Consider the following 21,340-nt stretch of genomic DNA (forward strand, 5'->3'; position numbering starts at 1 on the left):
CCGGCTGCCTTGCTGTCATGCGCCGAGCCGATCGTAGCCCGGACAGGTCCCCGTCGAATAAACATGGAGTCTCGTGTGTCTTCAAGACGCCTCTTCCGTCCGCTGCTCGCCGTTCTGATGTTCGGCAGCGCGGGCCTTATGAGCGCTGCCCAAGCGCAGACCAAGCCCACGGAGCAAGCGCATGCCCAGCAGGCGCCGCTCAAGGCACCCGATAGCATGGCCGAGCGCGTGCGCGGCTGTACGGCCTGCCATGGCGTCCATGGCCAGGGTACGGACAACGACTACTTCCCGCGTCTTGCCGGCAAGCCGGCCGAGTACCTGTACAACCAGCTCGTCAACTTCCGTGACGGCCGGCGCAAGTACCCGCCGATGAACTACCTGCTGACGTACCTGAACGACGACTACCTGCGCGAGATGGCTGAGCACTTCTCGGCTGAACGCCCGCCGTACCCGGCGCCGGCGAAGCCGACGCTGCCGGCCGCGACGCTCGCGCGCGGCAAGCAGCTGGTCACGCAAGGCGATCCGTCCCGCAAGCTGCCGGCCTGCGTGGCCTGCCACGGCGCGACGCTGACCGGCATGCAGCCGGCGATCCCGGGCCTGGTCGGCCTGCACGCCGACTACCTGAGCGCGCAGATCGGCGCATGGCGTTCGGGCAACCGTCACGCGAAGGCGCCCGATTGCATGCATGACGTCGCCTCGAAGCTTTCCGACGAAGACGTGACGGCCGTGACCGCATGGCTCGCCGCGCAACCGGCGCCCGCCAACCCCGTGCCGGCTCCGGCGCGTTCGATGAAGACTCCGCTCGCCTGCGGCAGCGAACCGCAATAAGGCAAGGGAGACAGACACAATGAAACGCAAGTCCCTGTTTGCACTCTCGGCCGTCGCGATCGTCGCGGCTGCCGCCCTCGTGCCGGTCCTGTGGCCGGGCAACGATACGCTGCACGGCGCCTCGGCCGTCGCGGCCACGCCGGCCGACCAGGCCGCGCTGATCAAGAAGGGCGAATACCTCGCGCGCGTCGGCGACTGTATCGCGTGCCACACCGTGCGCGGCGGCAAGTCGTTCGCGGGCGGCCTGCCGATGGCGACGCCGTTCGGCACGATGTACACGCCGAACATCACGCCGGACGACAAGGACGGCATCGGCAAGTGGACGTCGGACGACTTCTACCGCGCGATGCACACCGGTCGTTCGAAGGACGGCAGCCTGCTCTACCCCGGCTTCCCGTTCGCGAGCTACACGAAGGTCACACGCTCGGATTCGGACGCGATCTACGCGTACCTGCGCTCGGTCGCGCCGGTGTCGGTGCCGAGCCGTCCGCATGAACTGAAGTTCCCGTTCAACAACCGCAACCTGCTGATCGGCTGGCGCACGCTGTTCTTCAAGGAAGGCGAGTACAAGCCGGATCCGACCAAGTCGGTCGAATGGAACCGCGGCGCGTACCTCGTCGAAGGCCTCGGCCACTGCTCGATGTGCCACACGTCGATCAACATGATGGGCGGCCCGGTTACAGGGTCGGCGTTCGCCGGCGGCCTGATTCCGCTGCAGAACTGGTATGCGCCGTCGCTGACGAACGACAAGGAACTCGGCCTCGGCGACTGGCACGTGCAGGAGCTGTCCGACCTGCTGCAGGCCGGCGTGTCGAACAAGGGCGCGGTGTTCGGCCCGATGGCGGACGTCGTGCACAACAGCCTGCAGTACATGACCGACGAAGATACGCGCGCGATGTCGACGTACCTGAAGTCGATCCCGCAGAAGGCTGAAGCACCGAAGAACATGCAGTACGAGCCGTCGAAGCAGTTCGGCAGCGCGCTGTTCGACCAGGGCAAGAAGATCTACGCGGACAACTGCGCGACCTGCCACGCCGAAACCGGCGCAGGCAAGCCGCCGGCGTATCCGCCGCTCGCGGGCAACCACTCGATCATGATGGAATCGGCGGTCAACCCGATCCGCATGGTGCTGAACGGTGGCTATCCGCCGAGCACGTTCAAGAATCCGCGTCCGTATGGGATGCCGCCGTTCGCACAGTCGCTGTCGAACCAGGAAGTGGCGGCGGTTGTCACGTATATCCGGATGTCGTGGGGCAACAACGGGACGCCGATCTCGCCGCAACAGGTGAGCGATCTACGTTCCGCGCCGCTCGACTAAGAAGCGGCGGACACACACGGGGCGCGGCTGCGGGAAACCGCGGCCGCGCCCTTTTGCATTTTGCATTTTGCGATGTCATCTCCCGCGCGGGCCGCGCGAGACGTCGCCGATCATAAAACTGAAGAGTGGTATCTATGTCTTTCGAATCTCTCGGCTTGGCCGAACCGTTGGTCAAGGCGGTCAACGAGCTCGGCTACACGTCGCCGACCCCGATCCAGCAGCAGGCGATCCCCGCCGTCCTCGGCGGCGGCGACCTGCTCGCCGGCGCGCAGACGGGCACCGGCAAGACCGCCGGCTTCACGCTGCCGATCCTGCAACGCCTGCATACGTTCTACGCCGAGCAACGCGGCGCGAAGCGCGCGGTGCGTGCGCTGATCCTCACGCCGACACGCGAACTCGCCGCCCAGGTCGAGGAAAGCGTCCGCGCCTACAGCAAGTACGTGAAGCTGCGCTCGACCGTGATGTTCGGTGGCGTCAGCATCAATCCGCAGATCGATGCGCTCAAGCGCGGCGTCGACATCGTCGTCGCGACGCCGGGCCGCCTGCTCGACCACATGCAGCAGAAGACGATCGACCTGTCGAATCTCGACATCCTCGTGCTCGACGAAGCCGACCGGATGCTCGACATGGGCTTCATCCACGACATCAAGCGCGTGCTCGCGAAGCTGCCGCCGCAGCGCCAGAACCTGCTGTTCTCGGCCACGTTCTCCGATGAAATCAAGGCGCTCGCCGACAGCCTGCTCGACTCGCCCGCGCTGATCGAGGTCGCACGCCGCAACACGACCGCCGAAAGCGTCGCGCAGAAAATCCACCCGGTCGACCGCGACCGCAAGCGCGAACTGCTCACGCATCTGATCCGCGAGCACAACTGGTTCCAGGTGCTCGTGTTCACGCGCACCAAGCACGGCGCGAACCGGCTCGCCGAGCAGTTGACGAAGGACGGCATCAGCGCGATGGCGATCCACGGCAACAAGAGTCAGTCGGCCCGCACGCGCGCGCTGGCGGAGTTCAAGAACAGCACGCTGCAGGTGCTCGTCGCGACCGATATCGCCGCGCGCGGGATCGACATCGACCAGCTGCCGCATGTCGTCAACTTCGACCTGCCGAACGTGCCGGAAGACTACGTGCACCGGATCGGCCGCACGGGCCGCGCGGGTGCGACCGGCGAAGCCGTGTCGCTCGTGTGCGTCGACGAGAAGCAGCTGCTGCGCGACATCGAGCGGCTGATCAAGCGCGAGATTCCGCAGGAAGTGATCGCAGGCTTCGAACCCGATCCGAATGCGAAACCGGAGCCGATCCAGCAGCGCCGCGGGCAGCAGCAGCCGCGCGGCGGTGGCGGTGGTGGCGGCAATCGCCAGCCGCGCGCAGGCGGCTCAGGCCAGCCGGCCGCGAAACGCGACGGCAACGCGCAGCCGAAGGCGTCGCAACCGAAGGCTTCGCAGCAGAAGGCCGCGAAGCCGCGCACGCAAGGACAAGGCGGTGCCGCCGGCAGCGGTGGACGCCCGGCGGGCGGCGGCAACAGTGCGCGCCCGGCGAACGGCAACGCCGCGCACCCGAACCGCAACCGTTCGTCGCGCAGCGGCCAGCGCGGTCACTGAAGCCGCGCGGCCGCGCGCCGCAGGTGCTCGACCTGGCGTTGCCAGCGCGCGAGCACCGCGGCGCGCTCCCCTTCCAGCGTGAATGTGACGCCTGTCGCGAGACGCGCATAGCCGACCCGCTGCGCATCGCCGTGCGCGATCGTCGCAGCGAATCCGGCCAGGCCGCCGAAGTCTCCTTCGAGCGGCGCCATCCTCAATTGCGCCTGAAAGAACGCGCCGTCCGCGACAAGCGTCAACGCGGCCGTACGCCGTTGTGCGATCGCGCGCGCCGCACGCGATTGCGGCCAGAGCGCCAGCAGCAGCGTGCGCGTATCGTGTGCATAGATCTCGCCGACGCCGAGCAGCGTCGTGCGTAACTGGCCATCGTCGGTCGCGACGATCAGCGATGCGGCGAAGTCGGCATGACGCTCGAGCGCGGTGCCGTCGAACAGCGCGACGACGGCCGGCGGCCACGCATCGAACGTCCATTGTTCGAGCGCGTGGCGATGGGTATCGGTCATGATGGCGTGGCCCCGATGGAAAGCGGATGAAGAAGCCGCAGCATACGCGCGACGGGCCGCGCCGCGGCGATCAGCGCAGGAACACGTGCCGCGTGATCTTCGTGAGCGGATAGTGGACGCCCGGCTGGATCTTCGCGGGCAGGTCGAGCGGCTTGAGCAGCATCTTCACGCACATGTCGGCCGACAGGTTGCGCCGCACGAGCGTGCTGATGCGCGCGGCTCGCTCGCGGTTGTACTGGCTGTCGCCGACGCGATCCGGGTAGCGGACCGCGAACACGTGGCGCAGCGCGATCTCGGAATCCTCGTTCTTGATTTCCATCACGCGGCGCGCCAGCGCGCCGAGCACCGCAAGCCGGCCGTTGCCTTCGAGCTGGTTGTACTTCTTGAAGAACTTGAAGAAGTGCTTGTAGTGACGCACTTCGTCCGTGCGGATGTTGTCGGTGATTTCCTTCAGCACGGGCTCGTCCGAGCATTCGTTGATCGCGCGATAGAGCGTGGCCGTACCCGTCTCGACGACACAGCGCGCGACCATCTCGAGCGCGCGGGTCTTCTCGAACGCCTCGACCTTGCAGGTCTTCGAATATTCGGCGAAGAAATTCGCGAACGCGGTATCCCAGTCGAACTCCGGCCACACGTGCGCGATGTACGCCTTCAGCGCGCGCCCGTGCTGCAATTCTTCGTGCTCCCATGCATTGTTGAGCCATGCGGAGACTTCCGGATCGTCGTTGAAGAACTGGCTCAGATTGCTCGTATAGAGATCCGAACCGCTTTCGATGAACGACGACGCGCACAGCAGCAGCAACAGATCCTCGTTCGCGGCGGCACGCTGACGATCGATCCGGTTCAGGTCGATGTCCTCGATTCGCCACGGCATCACATGCGTCGTTTTGGTGTCCATGGTGGTGCGCTCCCAGTCGTCGCGCGGGGGCCGGCCCATGCCTTCGGCACTGGCGCCAACCGCCCCGCAGGCGGCGTATTACTTGCGTTTATAGTGGATTGGTCCGGCCGAACCATGCTGGCATCTTAGCCGGACTTTGATGTTCGTGCTCCAGAGCACTGACCATACCCGACGAGCGCAGTTCCGCGGCGTCTGTTGCCGTTGGTTAGACGAGTCCTTCAAACCGCTTGCGCCCGCGCGGCGATACAGGCCGCGGAAAACGAAACGGGCGGCCATTCGGCCGCCCGTGAAGCGCAGGAAATGCCGGCGAAAGCCAGCGGCAATCGGTCAGAAACCGGCCGCCAGACCGTCGCGCCGGCTGTCGCTCGCGGCCACGTAGCCGCGCTCGCGATCGTCGCGATCGAGACGCCAGATGAACTGCCCCGAGCCGAAATCCATGTAAGGATCGTCGATCGACTTGATCGTATGGCCGCGTGCGGCCAGCGCATCGACGGTCGCGCGATTCATCGTTACCTCGACGTCGAGCGTGAAGTCGCGGTTGACCTTCCAGCGCGGCGCATCGCAAGCAGCCTGCGGTTGCTGGCCATAGCCGAGCATCCGCACGACGGTCTGCAGGTGCCCCTGCGGCTGCATGTCGCCGCCCATCACGCCGAAGCTCATCACGGCCTCGGTTCGGCCGCCGACCTCCTCGGTGACGAACGCCGGGATGATCGTGTGGAACGGCCGCTTGCCGCCCGCGACGACGTTCGGCGAAGCCGGGTCCATCGAGAAGCCGTGCCCGCGGTTCTGCAGCGCAATGCCGGTGCCGGGCACGACGAGCCCCGAGCCGAAGCCCATGTAGTTCGACTGGATGAAGCTCACCATCATCCCGCGCTCGTCGGCCGCCGACAGGTAGATCGTGCCGCCCGAATGCGGCCGGCCGGCGCCGAAGTGCGTCGCGCGCGCGGGATCGATCAGCTTCGCGCGTTCGGCGAGATACGCGTCGTCGAGCATCTGTTCGGGCGTGACCACCATCGCGCGCGGATCGGCGACGTAACGATAGACATCGGCGAACGCAAGCTTCATCGCCTCGATCTGCAGATGCTGCGAGTCGACCGAATCGACTGGCCATCCGGTCACGCCAGCATGTTCGGCGATCCCGAGCGCGATCAGCGCGGCAATGCCCTGCCCGTTCGGCGGAATCTCGTGGATCGTATGACGGCCGAAGCGCTTGCCGATCGGCTCGACCCATTCCGGCCGGTACGCGCGCAAGTCGGCTGCGGTCAGCGCGCCGCCGCCTTCGCGCGAGAACGCGGCGATGCGCTCGGCGAGCGCACCCTCGTAGAACGCGCGGGCGCCCCCCTTCGCGAGCGTGCGCAGCGTCTGCGCATGACCGGGCAGGCACACGCGCTCGCCGACGAGCGGCGCACGGCCGCGCGGCATGAAGGTTTCGGCGAAGCCCGGCAGCCCCTGCAGCTCGGGTACGGCGGCCGCCCACTTGTGCGCGACGATCGGCGGTACCGCATAGCCGCGCTCCGCGATCTCGATCGCCGGTTCGAGCAGGTCCGCGAACGGCAGCGAACCGAACTTCGCATGCAGCGCTTCCCAGCCCGCGATCACACCCGGCACGGTGACGGTGTCCCAGCCGCGCACCGGCTTGTTCGCGATGCCGTTCGCGGCCTCGCCGTGGCGCTTGCGGAAATAGTCGACGTTCCATGCGGCCGGCGCGACACCCGACGCATTCAGCCCGGACAGCCGCTCGCCGTCCCACACGAGCGCGAACGCGTCACCGCCGAGCCCGCACGACACGGGCTCGACGACCGTGATCGCGGCCGCGGCCGCCAGCGCCGCGTCGACCGCGTTGCCGCCCTTCCACAGCATTCGCAGCCCGGCCTGCGCGGCGAGCGGATGCGACGTCGACACGACGTTGCGCGCGAACACCGGAATGCGGGTCGTCGGATACGGGTTGTGCCAGTTGAAGCCAGTCATCGGTTCCACCTCGTCGAAAGCTGAATGAACGCGCCGGACGCGCACCCGCGTGCGCGGGCAATCCGCCATTGCAGCGCGATCCGCGCAATCGCACAAATTCATTTGTCACATGAATCAATGCAATTTCCGCATGAATGGCAGGCGACCATGCAGCTCAGGCCGGCCCAACGCCGTTGCCGCCCTTACAATACCTGCTCCGTCTCACGACACGACCATCGAGCCATGACCCGAGATCCCCGCCTCACCCTCAACGCGCGCCAGCAGGAACTGCTCGAATGGGTGCAGCGCGACGGCTTCGTGACCGTCGACGATCTCGCCGCGCATTTCGCGGTGACGCCGCAGACGATCCGCCGCGACGTGAACTGGCTCGCCGACCTGAACCTGCTGCGCCGCTACCACGGCGGCGCGAGCCTGCCGACCAGTTCGGAGAACGTGTCGTACACGGCGCGCCAGCGGATGTTCCATGACGAGAAGCGGCGCATCGCGGCGCTGGCGGCGTCGCACATTCCCGACCAGGCCTCGCTGTTCATCAACCTCGGCACGACCACCGAGGAAGTCGCACGCGCGCTGAACCGCCACCACGGGCTGCACGTGATCACGAACAACCTGAATGTCGCGTCGATGATGAGCGGCTACCCCGACTGCGAGGTGCTGATCACGGGCGGCATCGTGCGGCCGTGGGACAAGGGGATCGTCGGCGAACTCGCGATCGACTTCATCCGCCAGTTCAAGGTCGACTACGCGATCATCGGTACGTCGGCGATCGAGGCCGACGGCACGCTGCGCGACTTCGACACGCGCGAGGTGCGCGTGGCCGAGGCGATCATGCAGCATGCGCGCACGGTCTACCTCGTGGCCGACCATTCGAAGGTCGGCCGCCCCGCGCTGGTGCGCCAGGGCCACCTGAGCCAGGTGCACGCGCTCTTCACCGACAAACCGCTGCCGCCCGAGATGGCCGACACCGTGGCGGCCGCCGGCACCCAGGTGTACGTCGCCGAGTGACGGCTCCGATGCTGCACCGCACCTGAAACTTCAAGTGAAATCAAGAAGTTGGCGTCACGAGCAAACCGCTTGCGCGCGGCCCGGCTGTCAAACGGAAAATTAACGGGGCACGATTTGTCGTTGCCGGCGTGCTCGACTAGACTCCAGTTCCCCGGCCCGTTCTACCGTTGCGCCTGTGCCAGGGCGCGGACGAATGGCATGGCCGGCGAATGCAGCTTTTCCCCCCAAGCCATACCCCGATATGGGTATCGCGCGTCGGCTTTCGCGCCGGCCGCGCGGGCTGACTGGTCGCCATGGAGAGAACGATGCTGAGTCCGCATGAATTCGCCACGCTATTGCTTGTGAAGGACGCTCCCGATCAAACCAACATGGATCGGGACGAAATCGATGCACTACTCGAACAGCAGCTCGTCCGTCTGGAAGGACTCGGATCGGGGCGCAAATACTGCGTGACCGAAACCGGCGACGCCGCGCTGCGATCCATCAAATACCGCTATTCGTAAGACCACACCGTTCCTGACCTGACCGCGCGGCCCGGATTCCGGGCCGCGCGGTCGTTCCCGCTTCCCCCGCCAGCCCGCTGCAGCCCGCTTCAGCCGCCGCGCAGCGTGGGATCGACTGCCGCCCGCCAGCTGATGGCCTGCGCGCGCGCACCGTTGAAATACGCGATCCAGCCGGCACGCGCCGCCGCGTCGGGCGTCGCATAGCGCGTCGAAAGTTCGTTTACGAACGCACAATAGTTCGCTTCGGTCAGCCCGCGATACCGTTTCGCCACGTACGCGTCGTACAGCGTCGAGTAGACCGGCTGCGCGTCCGCGCCCCAGTCCCGCGCCGTGCCGCCGCACGCCGTCTGCAGGTCGACGAACGACGGCGTGCGCCAGTTGCCGGCGAGCGGCGGCATGCCGGCACTGCACCCCGCCAGAAGGACGGCGCATACGCCGGCCCACATCCCAATACGCATGATTCACCTCGCGAAACGGTCGATTCCGCCAGTATCGTCCGGGATCGTGCCGCGCGCTACTGGCCCCGCTTTTTCGAACTTTACTTTTTCGATTTCGTTCGTTAAATTTCGAATTCGAACATTTCCTGTTCACCCATTTCCCTCAGACGATAAGGACAGCAGGTGACCCAACCGAATCGCTACGATCTGCTCGTCGTCGGCGGCGGCATCAACGGCGCGGGCATCGCGCGCGATGCGGCCGGCCGCGGCCTGTCGGTCATGCTCTGCGAGCAGGACGATCTCGCGTCGCACACGTCGTCGTCCAGCACGAAGCTGATTCACGGCGGCCTGCGCTACCTGGAGTACAACGAGTTCGGACTCGTGCGCAAGGCGCTGCAGGAGCGCGAGACGCTGCTGCGCGCGGCGCCGCACATCATGTGGCCGCTGCGCTTCGTGATGCCGCACATGCCGAACCTGCGTCCGGCCTGGCTGATCCGCATCGGCCTGTTCCTTTACGATCACCTCGCGAAACGCGAACTGCTGCCCGGCTCGCGCGGCATCGACATGCGCCGCCATGCGGCCGGCGCGCCGCTGATCGATTCGATCAAGCGCGGCTTCGTCTATTCGGACGGCTGGGTCGACGACGCGCGCCTCGTCGTGCTGAACGCGATGGATGCGAAGGAGCGCGGCGCCGAGATCCTGACGCGCACGAAGCTGGTCTCCGCCGAACGCCGCGGCGACGAATGGGAAGCGCGTCTGCAGCACGCCGACGGTTCGATCCGCGTCGTGCATGCGCGCGCGATCGCGAACGCGGCCGGCCCGTGGGTCGGCGAAGTGCTGCACGGCGCGCTCGGCCGCGGCGCGCATCACAGCGTGCGGCTCGTGAAGGGCAGCCACATCATCACGCGCCGCCTGTTCGATCACGACCACGCGTACATCTTCCAGAACCCGGACAAGCGGATCATCTTCGCGATTCCGTACGAACACGATTTCACGCTGGTCGGCACGACCGACGTCGAATATACGAACGATCCCGCGAAGGTCGCGATCGATCGCGACGAGACGCAGTACCTGTGCGACTCGATCAACCGCTACTTCAAGCGCAAGATCTCGCCGGCCGACGTGCACTGGACCTACTCGGGCGTGCGCCCGCTGCTGGAAGACGAGAACGCCACGAACGCGTCGGCCGTCACGCGCGATTACCGCCTCGAGCTGGACGACGGCGCGGGCGCCCCGCTGCTGTCGGTGTTCGGCGGCAAGATCACGACGTTCCGCAAGCTCGCGGAAGAAGCCGGCGACATGCTGTGCCGGGCGCTCGGCCGCGACGCGAAGACCTGGACGGCCGGCGTCGCGCTGCCGGGCGGCGACATCGCCGATGCGAAGTTCGACCCGTTCGCCGCGCAGTTCGCGAAGCGTCATCCATGGCTGCCGGCTGCACTCGCCCGCCGCTATGCGCGCGCATACGGCACGCGTGCGGAGCGCGTGATCGACGGTGCGAAGTCGCTCGCCGATCTCGGCACCGAAATCGCACCGGGCATCCACGACGCCGAACTCCGCTACCTGCGCGACGCCGAATGGGCAACCTGCGCGCAGGACGTGCTGTGGCGCCGCTCGAAGCTCGGCCTGCACGTGGCTCCTGGCACGCTCGATGCGGTGACCGCCGCGGTCGACGCGTGGTTCGCTGCCGCGCACGCGCCGCACGCCTGATCCGGATGCAGTTGCAGTTGCCGTACCGACGTTGATTCACCGACGCGCCGCCCGCATGCGGCGCGCATCACAACTAAGCCAAATCCACGGATGGAGATGAGAGACATGCAGGATCAGTACATCCTCGCGCTTGACCAGGGCACCACGAGTTCCCGCGCGATGCTGTTCGATCGCCAGGGCAATATCGTATCGATCGCCCAGAAGGAATTCGAGCAGATCTACCCGCAACCCGGCTGGGTCGAGCACGACCCGCAGGAAATCTGGTCGACGCAAGCCGGCGTCGCCGCCGAAGCCGTCACGCGCACGGGCCTGAACGGCACGTCGATCGCCGCGATCGGCATCACCAACCAGCGCGAAACGACCATCGTCTGGGATCGCGAGACGGGCCAGCCCGTCTACAACGCGATCGTCTGGCAGGATCGCCGCACGGCCGACTTCTGCGACTCGCTGAAAGCGCAGGGCCTCGAAGCGAAGGTGCGCGCGAAGACCGGCCTGCCGATCGATTCGTACTTCTCGGGGACCAAGATCCGCTGGATCCTCGACAACGTGCCGGGCGCACGCGAGAAGGCCAGGCAGGGCAAGCTCGCGTTCGGCACCGTCGACAGCTGGCTCGTGTGGAACTTCACGAAGCACGAACTGCACGTGACCGACGTGACGAACGCATCGCGCACGATGCTGTTCAACATCCACACGCGCGAATGGGACAACGAGCTGCTCGAACTGCTCGACATCCCGCGCAGCATGCTGCCGGAAGTGAAGGCCTCGTCGGAAATCTACGGCCACACGAAGACCACTGTGTTCGCGTCGAAGATCCCGCTCGCGGGCATCGCCGGCGACCAGCAGGCGGCGCTGTTCGGCCAGATGTGCACGACCTCGGGCATGGTGAAGAACACCTACGGCACCGGCTGCTTCCTGATGATGAACACCGGCGACAAGCCGATCGAGTCGAAGAACAACCTCGTCACGACGATCGCCTGGCAGATCGGCGACAACGTGCAGTACGCGCTGGAAGGCAGCATCTTCATCGCGGGCGCGGTGGTGCAGTGGCTGCGCGACGGCGTCGGCATCATCAAGTCGGCCGCTGAAATCGAAGCGCTCGCCGCGAGCGTGCCGCACACCGACGGCGTCTACCTGGTGCCCGCGTTCGCCGGCCTCGGCGCACCGCACTGGAATGCGCGGGCGCGCGGCTCGGTGTTCGGCGTCACGCGCGGCACGACCTCCGCGCACCTCGCACGCGCGGCGCTCGATTCGATCGCGTACCAGTCGCTCGACGTGCTGGCCGCGATGGAAGCCGATTCGGGCATCAGCATCGGCGAGCTGCGCGTCGACGGCGGCGCGAGCGCGAACGACCTGCTGATGCAGTTCCAGGCAGACCTGCTCGGCGTCGACGCGGTACGTCCGCAGATCACCGAGACGACCGCGCTCGGCGCGGCCTACCTCGCGGGCCTCGCGATCGGCTACTGGAAGAACCTCGACGAAGTGCGCGACCAGTGGCAGCTCGATCGCCGCTTCTCGCCGTCGATGCCGAAGGAGCAGGTCGAACGCTGCATGTCGGGCTGGCAGCGTGCCGTGCGTGCCGCGAAGGCATGGGCCGACGACGCCCAGTAATCTTCAGACATCCAGACGAAATACAACAACACCGGCGGACCGCGCAACGCGCGAGTCCGCCGTGACTTACGAGAGACAACCATGTCACCTTATATTGCAGAGTTCATCGGCACAGCGATCCTCGTGCTGCTCGGCAACGGCGCGGTCGCAAACGTGCTGCTTGCAAAGACCAAGGGCAAAGGCGCGGACCTGATCGTGATCGTGATGGGCTGGGCGATGGCCGTATTCGTCGCCGTCTACGTGACCGCATCGTTCAGCGGCGCGCACCTGAACCCGATCGTCACCATCAGTCTCGCGCTCGCGGGCAAGTTCGCGTGGTCGAAAGTCGGCGGCTATGTCCTCGCGCAGATGCTCGGCGGGATGGCGGGCGCGCTGCTCGTGTGGCTCGCCTATCGCCAGCACTTCGCGAAGGAAGCCGATGCGGACCTGAAGCTCGCGGTGTTCTGCACGGCGCCCGCGATCCGCAGCGTCACGCACAACGTGCTGACCGAAGCGATCTGCACATTCGTGCTGATCCTCGGCGTGCTGTACCTCGCGTCGCCGCAGGTCGGCCTCGGCGCCCTCGACGCGCTGCCCGTCGGCCTGCTCGTGCTCGGCATCGGCATCTCGCTCGGCGGCCCGACCGGCTATGCGATGAGCCCCGCACGCGACCTGTCGCCGCGCATCATGCACGCGCTGCTGCCGATCCCCGGCAAGCGCGACAGCGACTGGCGCTATGCGTGGGTGCCCGTCGTCGGCCCGCTGCTGGGCGGCGCCGCGGCGGCCGGCCTGTACCTGCACCTGCACACGACGATCTGATCGCCGTCTGACCGAAGCGCGCGGCTTCCACCGCCGCGCGCTTCACTCGCCTTCCTTCGCTCCCCCGCTGCTTCGTTTCCGCAACCGGCCGCCAGCGGCCGAGACCCGCGACTTCACACCAGCGACTTCAGCTTCACGCCCGCATCCGCAACGGCCGCCGGGCTCACGTCGATCCCGCGCTCGACCGCCAGGCCCGCATCGCGCGCCAGCTCGTCGGCCGGATCGATGCCGATGCCGGCCACGACCGTATCGGCGACCAGTGTGTGGCCGTCGTCGAGCACGACGGCCAGCGCGCCGCCCGCCGGTCGCTCGTCATCGCGTCACACCTCGATCAGGATGCGGCCGTCTTCGATCTTCGCGCGATACGTGCGCAGCTTCTCGCATGCGGGTGCGGACAGCGGCCGGCCGTCACGCACGTCGAAGCGCCCGTTGTGCTTCGGGCATTCGATCACGTGGTCGATCACGAGCCCGTCCGCGAGATGCACGTGCTCGTGCGTGCACAGGCCGTCGCTCGCATAGACTTCGCCGTCGATGCGGTAGATCGCGTACGTGTGGCCGGCATGGTCGAAGCGCGCGACGTCTTCGTCGTCGATGTCGTCGAGCGCGACGGTGTCGATCCATTGCGTCATGTTGCGTGTCTCCTGGGTCGGAAGGTTCGATATCGGTCACGCACGCGCGGTATCCGGCACGGGCCGCACGACGTAATGGGACGGATCGCGCGTCTGCCGGACCAGCGCCGGCACGATCTCCGCATACGCGGCCAGCGTGCTGCGATACGGCGGCGGCATGTCGGCCTTCACGGCCTCGTGCAGCTTCGGCAGCGCGTGGAACGGCACCATCGGGAACATGTGGTGCTCGACGTGATAGTTCATGTTCCAGTACAGGAAGCGGAACACGGGATTCATCATCACGGTCCGGCAGTTGCGCCGGTGATCGAGCACGTTCTCGGGCATGCCCGCGTGCTGCGTGAGGCCGAAATACAGGTACAGCCATGCGCCGTAGAGGCTCGGCAGCCCGATGTAGAGCAGCGGCAGGATCGTGTGCCAGTACAGCGAAGCACCGATCGCGCACGCATACACCGCGAGATGGATGCGCGACTCGCGCACCACCTTCGGCACTTCCGATTCGGGCACGTAGGTGCGCTCCTCGTCGTCGAGCCGGCCGGTGAACGCGATCGCGATCGTCTTGCGCAGCTCGCCGGCCACATGCTTCAGCGCGACGATGTTCAGCGCGAGCGAGAGCCAGTCGGTCGGCTTCGGCGCGGCGATTTCCGGATCGCGCCCGACGACCAGCGTATCGGTGTGATGGCGCGCATGGCTCCAGCGCCACGCCGTCGCGCGGCGGAACACCTGGAACGACGCGACCTGGTACAGCACGTCGTTCATCCAGCGCGTGCGGAACGCGGTGCCGTGCCCGCATTCGTGCCAGCGCGAGTCGGCCGGGCTGCAGTAGAGCGTGCCGTACACGAAGAACGCGGGGATCGCCCACGCCGAATGCGCGCGCCATGCCAGCCACGCGAGCACGCCGCTGATCGCGATCGCCGCGTACCAGATCAGCGTGTCACGGATCGCGCGGGCATCGCCGCGCTGCATCAGCTGCTTCATCAGCGGCCGCGGCACCGGGCACCGGTACCACTCGGCGTTGACGAGCCCGGCCGCGTGCGCGCGCTCGCCGGCGCCGCCGATCATCCGGTATTCCCGACGGCGCGCCGCCGTGCGGTCGTGCGCCTGGTCGTCGATATGAACCACGTGCGTCTCCTGGATTCCTTGTACTTAGGAAGCGCGGCAAGCGCTTCGCGCATGGAATCAAAATTAGGCCCGCAGCCTCTCCCGCTCAATCGAAACGTTGACGAAATTTCGCCATCGCTTTAGCGTTCCACGCATCGCCACGTCTCGATGGCGACACCAGGATGGAGACAACCATGGCAGGCGAATCCGGGCCGCGCTGGCGCAAGCGCACCGCGCGCTTCGACGAGATCGCAGCGCTCGCCGGGGTCAGCACGACCACCGTCGACCGCGTGCTGAACGAGCGCGGCAGCGTATCGGCGCAGGCGCGCGAACGCGTGGTCGCGGCCGCGCGGCAGCTCGGCGTGCCGCGCCAGTTGCCGGACACGCGGCATGGGCTGATCCACGTCGACGTGCTGCTGCCGGATACCGACGCGACGTTCTTCCGGCGGCTGCAGCTGGCGCTGCAGCGCTCGCTGCAGATGCTCGACCGGCGCGTGGTCGTGCACCGGACGATCCTGCCCGCCGCGGACGACGAGCGGGCCGCCGCGCTGATCGAACGACCTGCCTACCGGCGCGCGGCGCTGATCGTCACGGCGCGCGACACGGCCCGCGTGCGCGACGCGCTGGCCGGCGCGATCGCGCGCGGCGAGACCGTCGTCACGATGGTCACCGACATCGGCGGCATCGACCGCGTGCACTTCGCGGGCATCGACAACTACCGGGCCGGCCGCACGGCCGGCTACTACATCGGCCGCCTGGCGGCGCGCCCCGGCCGCGTACTGCTGCTCGGCGGGCGCATGGGCTACCGCGCGCACGCAGACCGGATGGCCGGCTGCCGCGACCAGCTCGCCGAAGCGTTCGCCGCCGTCCGCTGCGACGACGAGCCGGTCGAGACGCTCGACCAGGACGACCGCTGCTACCGCGCCGTGACGAAGGCGCTGCAGGCGCACGACGACGTGGTCGCGATCTACAACAGCGGCGCCGGCTCGGCCGGCATCGAAGCGGCGCTGCGCAAGGCCGGCGCGGCCGGCCGCGTCGTGTGGATCGGCCACGAGATGATCGACCAGCACCGCACCTTCATCGAAGCCGGCGCGATGGATCTCGCGATCGACCAGGATCCGGACGGCCAGGTGATTTCCGCGCTGCAGCACGTGCTGCATGCGTGCGGGATCGTCGAACAGCCGCCGCCGGCGGACCCGGTCGAATTCCGCGTGTTCTGTCCGGCAAACGTGAGGACGAGCGCCTACCTGCCGGCCTGAATCGCGCCGCCTGGTGCGCTGTCTGGTGCACCGCCTGTCGCGCCGCGTGCGCGTTGCAAAAAAATCGACCGCCGCATTGGCGATTTTTCGCCAACGTTTGTCATGCAGCCCGCGCCGCGCATCCGTACATTGGGCAGCCATTCCCATGACAACGGCGGACAGGAGACGATGGCTGACCCGATCCTCATCGGCGTGAACCTCGACGGCGTGCTCGAACACGACGGCCTGCCGTTGCCCGCGCCCGCCGAACGATTCCGGATGGTCGCCGGCGCCGGGATATTCGACTATGTCGAAAAGAACCCGGCCCGCGGCGAAGACCTGTCACCGTATTTCGCGCTGGTCGAACGCCATGCGCTACCGATTCGCGTGATCGGCGGTATCTGGTGCGCGGGCCGTGACGAAGCACACGTCGCCGAGATCGTCGATGCAGGCGCGCGCTTCGGCAGCATGGTGCTCAACTGCCAGCTGTATGCAAATCATGCGGACGGCCATCCGCTGTCCGACCGCGAGGTCGCCGATTTCTACCTGCGTGCCTACGAGCGCGGCGAGCCGGCCGGTTGCCTGCCGAGCATGGAAGTGCACGTCGACATGTGGAGCGAGGATTTCACGCGCATCGCACGCGTCGCGCAGCAGGTCGAGCAGGCCGGCGTGCCGTTCCGGATCACGCTCGATCATTCGCACCTGCTGTTCAAGATCGGCAATCGCGCCGAACTCGATGCATCGGGCATACGCGAAGCCGACGACGACGGCCGCCGGATGCTCGACCCTGCGTCGCCCGGCGCCGTCTACGCCGACTGGATCGCGCGCGGCTGGGTCCGGCATGCGCATGCGCGCAGCGTCATGCCGAACAATCCGGACAACGCGTGGATGCGCCGCGCCGACGGCAGACCCGGGCGCGGCATCCAGTATCCGTTCGTCGCACCGGCACCGGGCGCCTATCACGGCGCATGGCGCGCGGCGGCACTCGACACGTGGCAGGCCGCACTTCGGCAGTTGCTGCAATCGCAGGCCCATGCACAGCCGGCGCGCGTCGAACAGATCAGCTGCGAGTTCATCCCGTTTCCCGACTACGGCGGCGGCGCGCGCTACTCGATCTTCGACAACAACGTCGCGTGCGCGCAATGGCTGCGCGACACGTGGCATGCCCTCGCCGCGCCGCCGTCGACCCGGCCGGCCGCCGACATTGCGTGCACCGGCACCTGATTCGAACCCCGCCCCCACTCGAGACCCAAGGACAGAACGATGACGCAAGCCTTTCATTTTTCGCTGAACCGGATGAGCGCGCCGCGCTTGCCGTTCGACCGTTACGTCGCGCTGTGCAAGCGCCTCGGCGTCGACACGATCGAGATCCGCAACGATCTCGACGGCGTGGAGATCACCGACGGCACACCGGCTGCCGCCGTGCGCACGACGGCCGAAGCGGGCGGCGTGACGATCCTGACGATCAACGCGCTACAGCGCTTCGAGCAATGGAACGCCGAGCGTGCGGACGAGGCGACCGCGCTGGCCGACTACGCGGCGCAATGCGGCGCGCGTGCGCTGGTGCTGTGCCCGACCAACTGCCGTGGCGACACGCGCGGCGCGGACGTGCGCCACGCGGATCTCGTGAAGGCGCTGAAGGCGCTCAAGCCGATCCTCGAAGCGCGTGGCCTGCTCGGCTTCATCGAACCCCTCGGCTTCGAGGAATGCGCGCTGCGCCGCAAGTCGGATGCGGTGAAGGGCATCTACGACGCGGCGGGCGAACAGGTGTTCCGGCTCGTGCACGACACGTTTCACCATCACCTGTCCGGGGAGGACATTTTCTTCCCGAACCTGACGGGCCTCGTGCACATCTCGGGCGTCGACGAAGGCGACCTGCCGGTCGACCGGATGCGCGACGGCCATCGCGTGCTGGTCGGCGGCGCCGACCGGCTCGGCAATATCCGGCAACTGCGCGAACTGCTCGCGCGCGGCTACCGCGGCGCGTTCTCGTTCGAGCCGTTCGCAAACGAAATCGCCGAAGCCGACGACATCGAAGACCGGCTGCGGGCGAGCATCGACTACGTGCGCGGCGAACTGTCGGATCAATGAGCGCCGCCAGCGCTACGCGGCCGACCCAAGCCGCGTGCCGGCGCAAAAACACGCAATCAACAGGAGAACGGAATGATCGAATTCGCGTTGTTCGGCGCAGGACGGATCGGCAAGATCCACGCAGCGAATCTCGCGCGCCACCCGGGCGCGAAGCTGAAGTACGTCGTCGACCGGCATGCGCCGTCGGCCGATGCGCTGGCCCACGCGCACGGCGCACAGGTAGCCGATGTCGAGCGCGCGCTCGGCGATCCGGCCATCCGGGCGGTCGTGATCGCATCGAGCACCGACACGCATGCGGACCTCATCGTCGCGGCCGCGAACGCCGGCAAGGCGGTGTTCTGCGAGAAACCCGTCGACCTGACCGTCGAGCGCTCGCGTGCGTGCGCGGACGTCGTCCGGCGCAGCGGCGTGACCTGCATGATCGGCTTCCAGCGCCGCTTCGACCCGACGTTCGCCGCGCTGAAGGCGCGCGTCGAGCGCGGCGAGATCGGCGCGCCGGAAATGCTGGTCGTCACGAGCCGCGACCCGGGCGCGCCGCCCGTCGACTACATCCGCAGCTCGGGCGGCATCTTCAAGGACATGCTGATCCACGATTTCGACGTGTTCCGCTGGATCCTCGGCGACGAAGCGCAGACGCTGCACGCGACCGGCAGTTGCCTGACCGATCCGGCCGTGCGCGACGCGGGCGACATCGATTCGACCGCCGTGACGATCCGCACGCGGCGCGGGCTGCTGTGCCAGATCAACACGTCGCGGCGCGCCGCCTACGGCTACGACCAGCGTTTCGAGCTGCTCGGCAGCAACGGGATGCTGCAGGCCGGCAACGTACGGCCGACCGAGGTGAGCGCGTGGCTCGCGGGCGGCATCGCGACGGACGTGCCGGAGCCGTTCTTCCTCGAGCGCTACCGGCATGCGTACGCGGCCGAGATCGCGCACTTCGTCGACGCGCTGCGCGACGGCACGCCGGTCCGGACGACGATCGACGACGGGCTCGCTGCGCTCGAACTGGCCGAGGCCGCGATGACGTCGTGGAAAACGGGGCGCGTGATGGAGCTGTAACGCGGCCGGTGGCAAGCGGCGGCGAACCGCGCAAGCCGGCCGCCGCCGGACGATCGGCGCACACCCGGACGAGCCGCGGCAAGCGTCCGGCCGCATCGGGAAAATTTGCCGAAGCGTCGCGCGGCATGCGCGTGAAAGCACGTATGATGGCGAATTGATCTGCGTCGCCGACATCCCGCTTTTTCACCACCATGCTCGATCACCTCATCTGCGACTGCGACGGCGTGCTCGTCGACAGCGAAATCATCGCCGACCGCGTACTGCTCGACACGCTGTCCGCCACGTTCCCGAATCTCGATTTCGAAGCGGCCGCGAAGTCGGCGTTCGGCCAGCAGACGTCGCGCTTCCTCGCGGGGATCGAATCCCGCTTCGGGGTCGAGATGCCCGCCAACTTCATCGAGACCATCGAGCACAACATCGAGAGCGCGCTGGCGCAGTCGCTCGCGCCGATCTCCGGCGTGCGCGACGCGCTGCTGAAGGTGAGCCTGCCGGCGGCCGTCGTGTCGAACAGCCGGCTCGCACGCGTGCGCAGCTCGCTGAAGCGCGCCTCGCTCACCGAGATCTTCGGCGATCGCGTGTTCAGCTCCGAGCAGGTGGCACGGCCGAAGCCCTACCCCGACGTCTACCTGCATGCGGCGCACACGCTCGGCGTCGCGCCGGAGCGCTGCGTCGTCGTCGAGGACAGCGTGTCGGGGCTGAATGCCGCGCGTGCGGCCGGCATGAAGACGATCGCGTTCGTCGGCGCGAGCCACATCCCCGACAACTATGCGGACGCGCTGCGCGCGATGGGCATCACGCGGATCATGCGCAAGATGGACGAACTGCCGACGTTCGTCGAAGCCGGCATGCGCGGCGAATTCGGGAACGTACAGTCCTGACGATCATGCCGGCCCGATCGGGCCGGCCCGGCGTGCACCGGTTCCCGCACGCCGTGCCACGGGCGCACGAACGCGCCCGCCTTCCCTTCACTCAGGCCGGTTCGCAGCAGCGCTCGCGCGCGGCGGCCAGCGCCTCGCGGAACTCGACGAGTTCCGCGATCGTCAGCATCGGCAGCCCGTGCTGCTGCGCGAAACGCTCGACATCGTCACCACGCGTCATCGTGCCGTCCGGATTCATCAGCTCGCACAGCACGCCGGCCGGCTTCAGGCCCGCGAGGATCGACAGGTCGACCGTGCCTTCGGTGTGACCGCGGCGTGCCAGCACGCCGCCCGGTTGCGCACGCAACGGAAACACGTGGCCGGGGCGCACGATGTCGTGCGGCTTCGCTCCTTCTGCGATCGCCGCGCGGATCGTCGTCACGCGATCGGCCGCCGATACGCCCGTATGCACGCCTTCGCGTGCCTCGATCGAGACGGTGAATGCGGTGCCGTTGCGGCTTTCGTTGGTCTGCACCATCGGCGGCAGTTCGAGCGCGCGCACCGTGTCGTCGGTCAGGCACAGGCACACGATGCCGCTGCACTCGCGGATCAGCAGTGCCATCGTCTCGGGCGTGATGCGCTCGGCGGCAACGATCAGGTCGGCTTCGTTCTCGCGGTCGTGGTCGTCCTGCAGCACGACCGCACGGCCTGCGCGCATCGCATCGAGCGCGGCGGCGATGCGCGGCGGCACCGGTTCGGAATCCAGCAACGGGAGATCGGCAAAGGCGTCGGCGGGTGCCGACGAAACGGACATCAAGGACATGTGAAACGCTCCTCGCAAAGACGATTTGGGCGAAAAACGTTTCAGGGCATTGCAAACAGACAGAACGACGACCCGCTTCGCACGCATGGCGAAGCAGCCCTGGCGGACATGACTATCTGCACATCTTCTCTCATCCGGACTATGACCGTCGGCTCTGGCATTCGACCAGATCTGCTGACCCCGCGCGGATGCGCGGGCGCTCGCGGGCTCGCCGGCTTACGCCAGCCTACCGCCGGTGGGGAATTTCGCCCCGCCCTGAAGACGCACTGATTGCCGGACGGGACAACCCCGTCAACGGCGGGCCAAGCATACAACAGCTGCGCCCCCGGCGCAGCCAACACCACCTAAAACCTTACTGACGACCCCGTCTAACGGCATCG

The 21,340-nt window shown here is 67.4% G+C and carries 20 protein-coding genes, 1 pseudogene and 1 riboswitch; of the genes and pseudogenes, 13 read left to right on the forward strand and 8 right to left on the reverse strand.

Annotated features, from left to right (window positions below; all coding sequences use genetic code 11):
* The first annotated feature begins 63 nt into the window (after positions 1 to 63).
* The 3 genes from B7G54_RS30045 to B7G54_RS30055 all read left to right on the forward strand — a co-directional run bounded on the left by B7G54_RS30045 (position 64) and on the right by B7G54_RS30055 (position 3,744).
* The gene (locus tag B7G54_RS30045) at positions 64 to 828 is read left to right on the forward strand and encodes a c-type cytochrome (RefSeq protein ID WP_085042331.1); all 765 of its coding nucleotides are present in this window, start codon (positions 64 to 66) and stop codon (positions 826 to 828) included.
* A gap of 19 nt (positions 829 to 847) precedes the next feature.
* Entirely contained in the window at positions 848 to 2,146 is a 1,299-nt protein-coding gene (locus tag B7G54_RS30050) for a c-type cytochrome (RefSeq protein ID WP_085042332.1), read from the forward strand.
* Between the two features lie 134 nt (positions 2,147 to 2,280).
* On the forward strand, positions 2,281 to 3,744 hold the full coding sequence (locus B7G54_RS30055; protein WP_085042333.1) for a DEAD/DEAH box helicase: 1,464 nt from the start codon (positions 2,281 to 2,283) through the stop codon (positions 3,742 to 3,744).
* Here B7G54_RS30055 and B7G54_RS30060 read toward each other — a convergent pair.
* From B7G54_RS30060 to B7G54_RS30070, 3 genes are all read right to left on the reverse strand, one after another.
* Entirely contained in the window at positions 3,738 to 4,244 is a 507-nt protein-coding gene (locus B7G54_RS30060; protein WP_085042334.1) for a hypothetical protein, read from the reverse strand. The two genes, B7G54_RS30055 and B7G54_RS30060, sit on opposite strands and share 7 nt — an antisense overlap.
* Before the next feature lie 70 nt (positions 4,245 to 4,314).
* Complete coding sequence (locus tag B7G54_RS30065; protein WP_011353107.1) at positions 4,315 to 5,142, reverse strand: ferritin-like domain-containing protein; 828 nt, start codon at positions 5,140 to 5,142, stop codon at positions 4,315 to 4,317.
* Positions 5,143 to 5,469: 327 nt separating this feature from the next.
* Complete coding sequence (locus B7G54_RS30070) at positions 5,470 to 7,110, reverse strand: gamma-glutamyltransferase family protein (RefSeq protein WP_085042335.1); 1,641 nt, start codon at positions 7,108 to 7,110, stop codon at positions 5,470 to 5,472.
* Positions 7,111 to 7,332: 222 nt separating this feature from the next.
* Between B7G54_RS30070 and B7G54_RS30075 the strand changes: the two genes are divergently transcribed.
* Together B7G54_RS30075 and B7G54_RS30080 are read left to right on the forward strand one after the other, a co-directional pair.
* Positions 7,333 to 8,112 carry a DeoR/GlpR family DNA-binding transcription regulator gene (locus B7G54_RS30075; RefSeq protein ID WP_040141834.1) on the forward strand — a complete coding sequence of 260 codons (780 nt, stop codon included), beginning with the start codon at positions 7,333 to 7,335 and terminating at the stop codon, positions 8,110 to 8,112.
* Between the two features lie 305 nt (positions 8,113 to 8,417).
* Positions 8,418 to 8,615: a hypothetical protein gene (locus B7G54_RS30080; protein ID WP_006751304.1), complete on the forward strand. Its 198-nt coding sequence runs from the start codon at positions 8,418 to 8,420 to the stop codon at positions 8,613 to 8,615.
* An 89-nt stretch (positions 8,616 to 8,704) separates the two neighbouring features.
* Here the strand turns inward: B7G54_RS30080 and B7G54_RS30085 are convergent, their stop codons facing one another.
* On the reverse strand, positions 8,705 to 9,073 hold the full coding sequence (locus B7G54_RS30085) for a hypothetical protein (protein WP_085042336.1): 369 nt from the start codon (positions 9,071 to 9,073) through the stop codon (positions 8,705 to 8,707).
* 162 nt (positions 9,074 to 9,235) lie between these two features.
* On the opposite strand from B7G54_RS30085, the gene glpD reads away from it, so the two are divergent.
* The 3 genes from glpD to B7G54_RS30100 all read left to right on the forward strand — a co-directional run bounded on the left by glpD (position 9,236) and on the right by B7G54_RS30100 (position 13,165).
* Complete coding sequence (glpD, locus tag B7G54_RS30090; protein WP_085042337.1) at positions 9,236 to 10,759, forward strand: glycerol-3-phosphate dehydrogenase; 1,524 nt, start codon at positions 9,236 to 9,238, stop codon at positions 10,757 to 10,759.
* Positions 10,760 to 10,864: 105 nt separating this feature from the next.
* Entirely contained in the window at positions 10,865 to 12,367 is a 1,503-nt protein-coding gene (gene glpK / locus B7G54_RS30095) for a glycerol kinase GlpK (protein ID WP_085042338.1), read from the forward strand.
* A gap of 81 nt (positions 12,368 to 12,448) precedes the next feature.
* Positions 12,449 to 13,165: an MIP/aquaporin family protein gene (locus tag B7G54_RS30100; RefSeq protein WP_006484467.1), complete on the forward strand. Its 717-nt coding sequence runs from the start codon at positions 12,449 to 12,451 to the stop codon at positions 13,163 to 13,165.
* A 161-nt stretch (positions 13,166 to 13,326) separates the two neighbouring features.
* On the opposite strand, the pseudogene B7G54_RS38325 reads toward B7G54_RS30100, so the two are convergent.
* The 3 genes and pseudogenes from B7G54_RS38325 to B7G54_RS30110 all read right to left on the reverse strand — a co-directional run.
* Positions 13,327 to 13,476, reverse strand: a pseudogene (locus B7G54_RS38325) (FAD-dependent oxidoreductase); the annotation flags it as partial.
* A 9-nt stretch (positions 13,477 to 13,485) separates the two neighbouring features.
* A complete protein-coding gene (locus tag B7G54_RS30105; protein ID WP_085042339.1) occupies positions 13,486 to 13,794 on the reverse strand; it encodes a non-heme iron oxygenase ferredoxin subunit in 309 nt (102 codons plus the stop codon).
* A 36-nt stretch (positions 13,795 to 13,830) separates the two neighbouring features.
* Positions 13,831 to 14,853: a fatty acid desaturase family protein gene (locus tag B7G54_RS30110; RefSeq protein ID WP_425266528.1), complete on the reverse strand. Its 1,023-nt coding sequence runs from the start codon at positions 14,851 to 14,853 to the stop codon at positions 13,831 to 13,833.
* A gap of 233 nt (positions 14,854 to 15,086) precedes the next feature.
* On the opposite strand from B7G54_RS30110, the gene B7G54_RS30115 reads away from it, so the two are divergent.
* The 5 genes from B7G54_RS30115 to B7G54_RS30135 all read left to right on the forward strand — a co-directional run bounded on the left by B7G54_RS30115 (position 15,087) and on the right by B7G54_RS30135 (position 20,158).
* Positions 15,087 to 16,151 carry a LacI family DNA-binding transcriptional regulator gene (locus B7G54_RS30115; protein WP_085042341.1) on the forward strand — a complete coding sequence of 355 codons (1,065 nt, stop codon included), beginning with the start codon at positions 15,087 to 15,089 and terminating at the stop codon, positions 16,149 to 16,151.
* A gap of 168 nt (positions 16,152 to 16,319) precedes the next feature.
* Positions 16,320 to 17,354: a xylose isomerase gene (locus B7G54_RS30120; protein ID WP_085042416.1), complete on the forward strand. Its 1,035-nt coding sequence runs from the start codon at positions 16,320 to 16,322 to the stop codon at positions 17,352 to 17,354.
* A 39-nt stretch (positions 17,355 to 17,393) separates the two neighbouring features.
* Entirely contained in the window at positions 17,394 to 18,221 is an 828-nt protein-coding gene (locus tag B7G54_RS30125) for a TIM barrel protein (protein ID WP_085042342.1), read from the forward strand.
* A gap of 72 nt (positions 18,222 to 18,293) precedes the next feature.
* Positions 18,294 to 19,280 carry an inositol 2-dehydrogenase gene (iolG, locus tag B7G54_RS30130; protein ID WP_085042343.1) on the forward strand — a complete coding sequence of 329 codons (987 nt, stop codon included), beginning with the start codon at positions 18,294 to 18,296 and terminating at the stop codon, positions 19,278 to 19,280.
* Between the two features lie 191 nt (positions 19,281 to 19,471).
* The gene (locus B7G54_RS30135) at positions 19,472 to 20,158 is read left to right on the forward strand and encodes an HAD family hydrolase (protein ID WP_085042344.1); all 687 of its coding nucleotides are present in this window, start codon (positions 19,472 to 19,474) and stop codon (positions 20,156 to 20,158) included.
* A 91-nt stretch (positions 20,159 to 20,249) separates the two neighbouring features.
* On the opposite strand, the gene ribB is transcribed toward B7G54_RS30135, so the two are convergent.
* The gene (gene ribB, locus B7G54_RS30140) at positions 20,250 to 20,960 is read right to left on the reverse strand and encodes a 3,4-dihydroxy-2-butanone-4-phosphate synthase (RefSeq protein WP_085042345.1); all 711 of its coding nucleotides are present in this window, start codon (positions 20,958 to 20,960) and stop codon (positions 20,250 to 20,252) included.
* Between the two features lie 118 nt (positions 20,961 to 21,078).
* A riboswitch (FMN riboswitch) is annotated at positions 21,079 to 21,227 on the reverse strand.
* Positions 21,228 to 21,340: the final 113 nt, after the last annotated feature.

The sequence above is a fragment of the Burkholderia puraquae genome (genome assembly GCF_002099195.1).
Taxonomy (GTDB): Bacteria; Pseudomonadota; Gammaproteobacteria; order Burkholderiales; family Burkholderiaceae; genus Burkholderia; species Burkholderia puraquae.

Bases quoted from the DNA above. Each gene is read 5' to 3' on its own strand.
- B7G54_RS30045 (WP_085042331.1), top strand. From the start codon at position 64: ATGGAGTCTCGTGTGTCTTCAAGACGCCTCTTCCGTCCGCTGCTCGCC.
- B7G54_RS30050 (WP_085042332.1), top strand. From the start codon at position 848: ATGAAACGCAAGTCCCTGTTTGCACTCTCGGCCGTCGCGATCGTCGCG.
- B7G54_RS30055 (WP_085042333.1), top strand. From the start codon at position 2,281: ATGTCTTTCGAATCTCTCGGCTTGGCCGAACCGTTGGTCAAGGCGGTC.
- B7G54_RS30060 (WP_085042334.1), bottom strand. From the start codon at position 4,244: ATGACCGATACCCATCGCCACGCGCTCGAACAATGGACGTTCGATGCG.
- B7G54_RS30065 (WP_011353107.1), bottom strand. From the start codon at position 5,142: ATGGACACCAAAACGACGCATGTGATGCCGTGGCGAATCGAGGACATC.
- B7G54_RS30070 (WP_085042335.1), bottom strand. From the start codon at position 7,110: ATGACTGGCTTCAACTGGCACAACCCGTATCCGACGACCCGCATTCCG.
- B7G54_RS30075 (WP_040141834.1), top strand. From the start codon at position 7,333: ATGACCCGAGATCCCCGCCTCACCCTCAACGCGCGCCAGCAGGAACTG.
- B7G54_RS30080 (WP_006751304.1), top strand. From the start codon at position 8,418: ATGCTGAGTCCGCATGAATTCGCCACGCTATTGCTTGTGAAGGACGCT.
- B7G54_RS30085 (WP_085042336.1), bottom strand. From the start codon at position 9,073: ATGCGTATTGGGATGTGGGCCGGCGTATGCGCCGTCCTTCTGGCGGGG.
- glpK (WP_085042338.1), top strand. From the start codon at position 10,865: ATGCAGGATCAGTACATCCTCGCGCTTGACCAGGGCACCACGAGTTCC.
- B7G54_RS30100 (WP_006484467.1), top strand. From the start codon at position 12,449: ATGTCACCTTATATTGCAGAGTTCATCGGCACAGCGATCCTCGTGCTG.
- B7G54_RS30105 (WP_085042339.1), bottom strand. From the start codon at position 13,794: ATGACGCAATGGATCGACACCGTCGCGCTCGACGACATCGACGACGAA.
- B7G54_RS30110 (WP_425266528.1), bottom strand. From the start codon at position 14,853: ATGATCGGCGGCGCCGGCGAGCGCGCGCACGCGGCCGGGCTCGTCAAC.
- B7G54_RS30115 (WP_085042341.1), top strand. From the start codon at position 15,087: ATGGCAGGCGAATCCGGGCCGCGCTGGCGCAAGCGCACCGCGCGCTTC.
- B7G54_RS30120 (WP_085042416.1), top strand. From the start codon at position 16,320: ATGGCTGACCCGATCCTCATCGGCGTGAACCTCGACGGCGTGCTCGAA.
- B7G54_RS30125 (WP_085042342.1), top strand. From the start codon at position 17,394: ATGACGCAAGCCTTTCATTTTTCGCTGAACCGGATGAGCGCGCCGCGC.
- iolG (WP_085042343.1), top strand. From the start codon at position 18,294: ATGATCGAATTCGCGTTGTTCGGCGCAGGACGGATCGGCAAGATCCAC.
- B7G54_RS30135 (WP_085042344.1), top strand. From the start codon at position 19,472: ATGCTCGATCACCTCATCTGCGACTGCGACGGCGTGCTCGTCGACAGC.
- ribB (WP_085042345.1), bottom strand. From the start codon at position 20,960: ATGTCCTTGATGTCCGTTTCGTCGGCACCCGCCGACGCCTTTGCCGAT.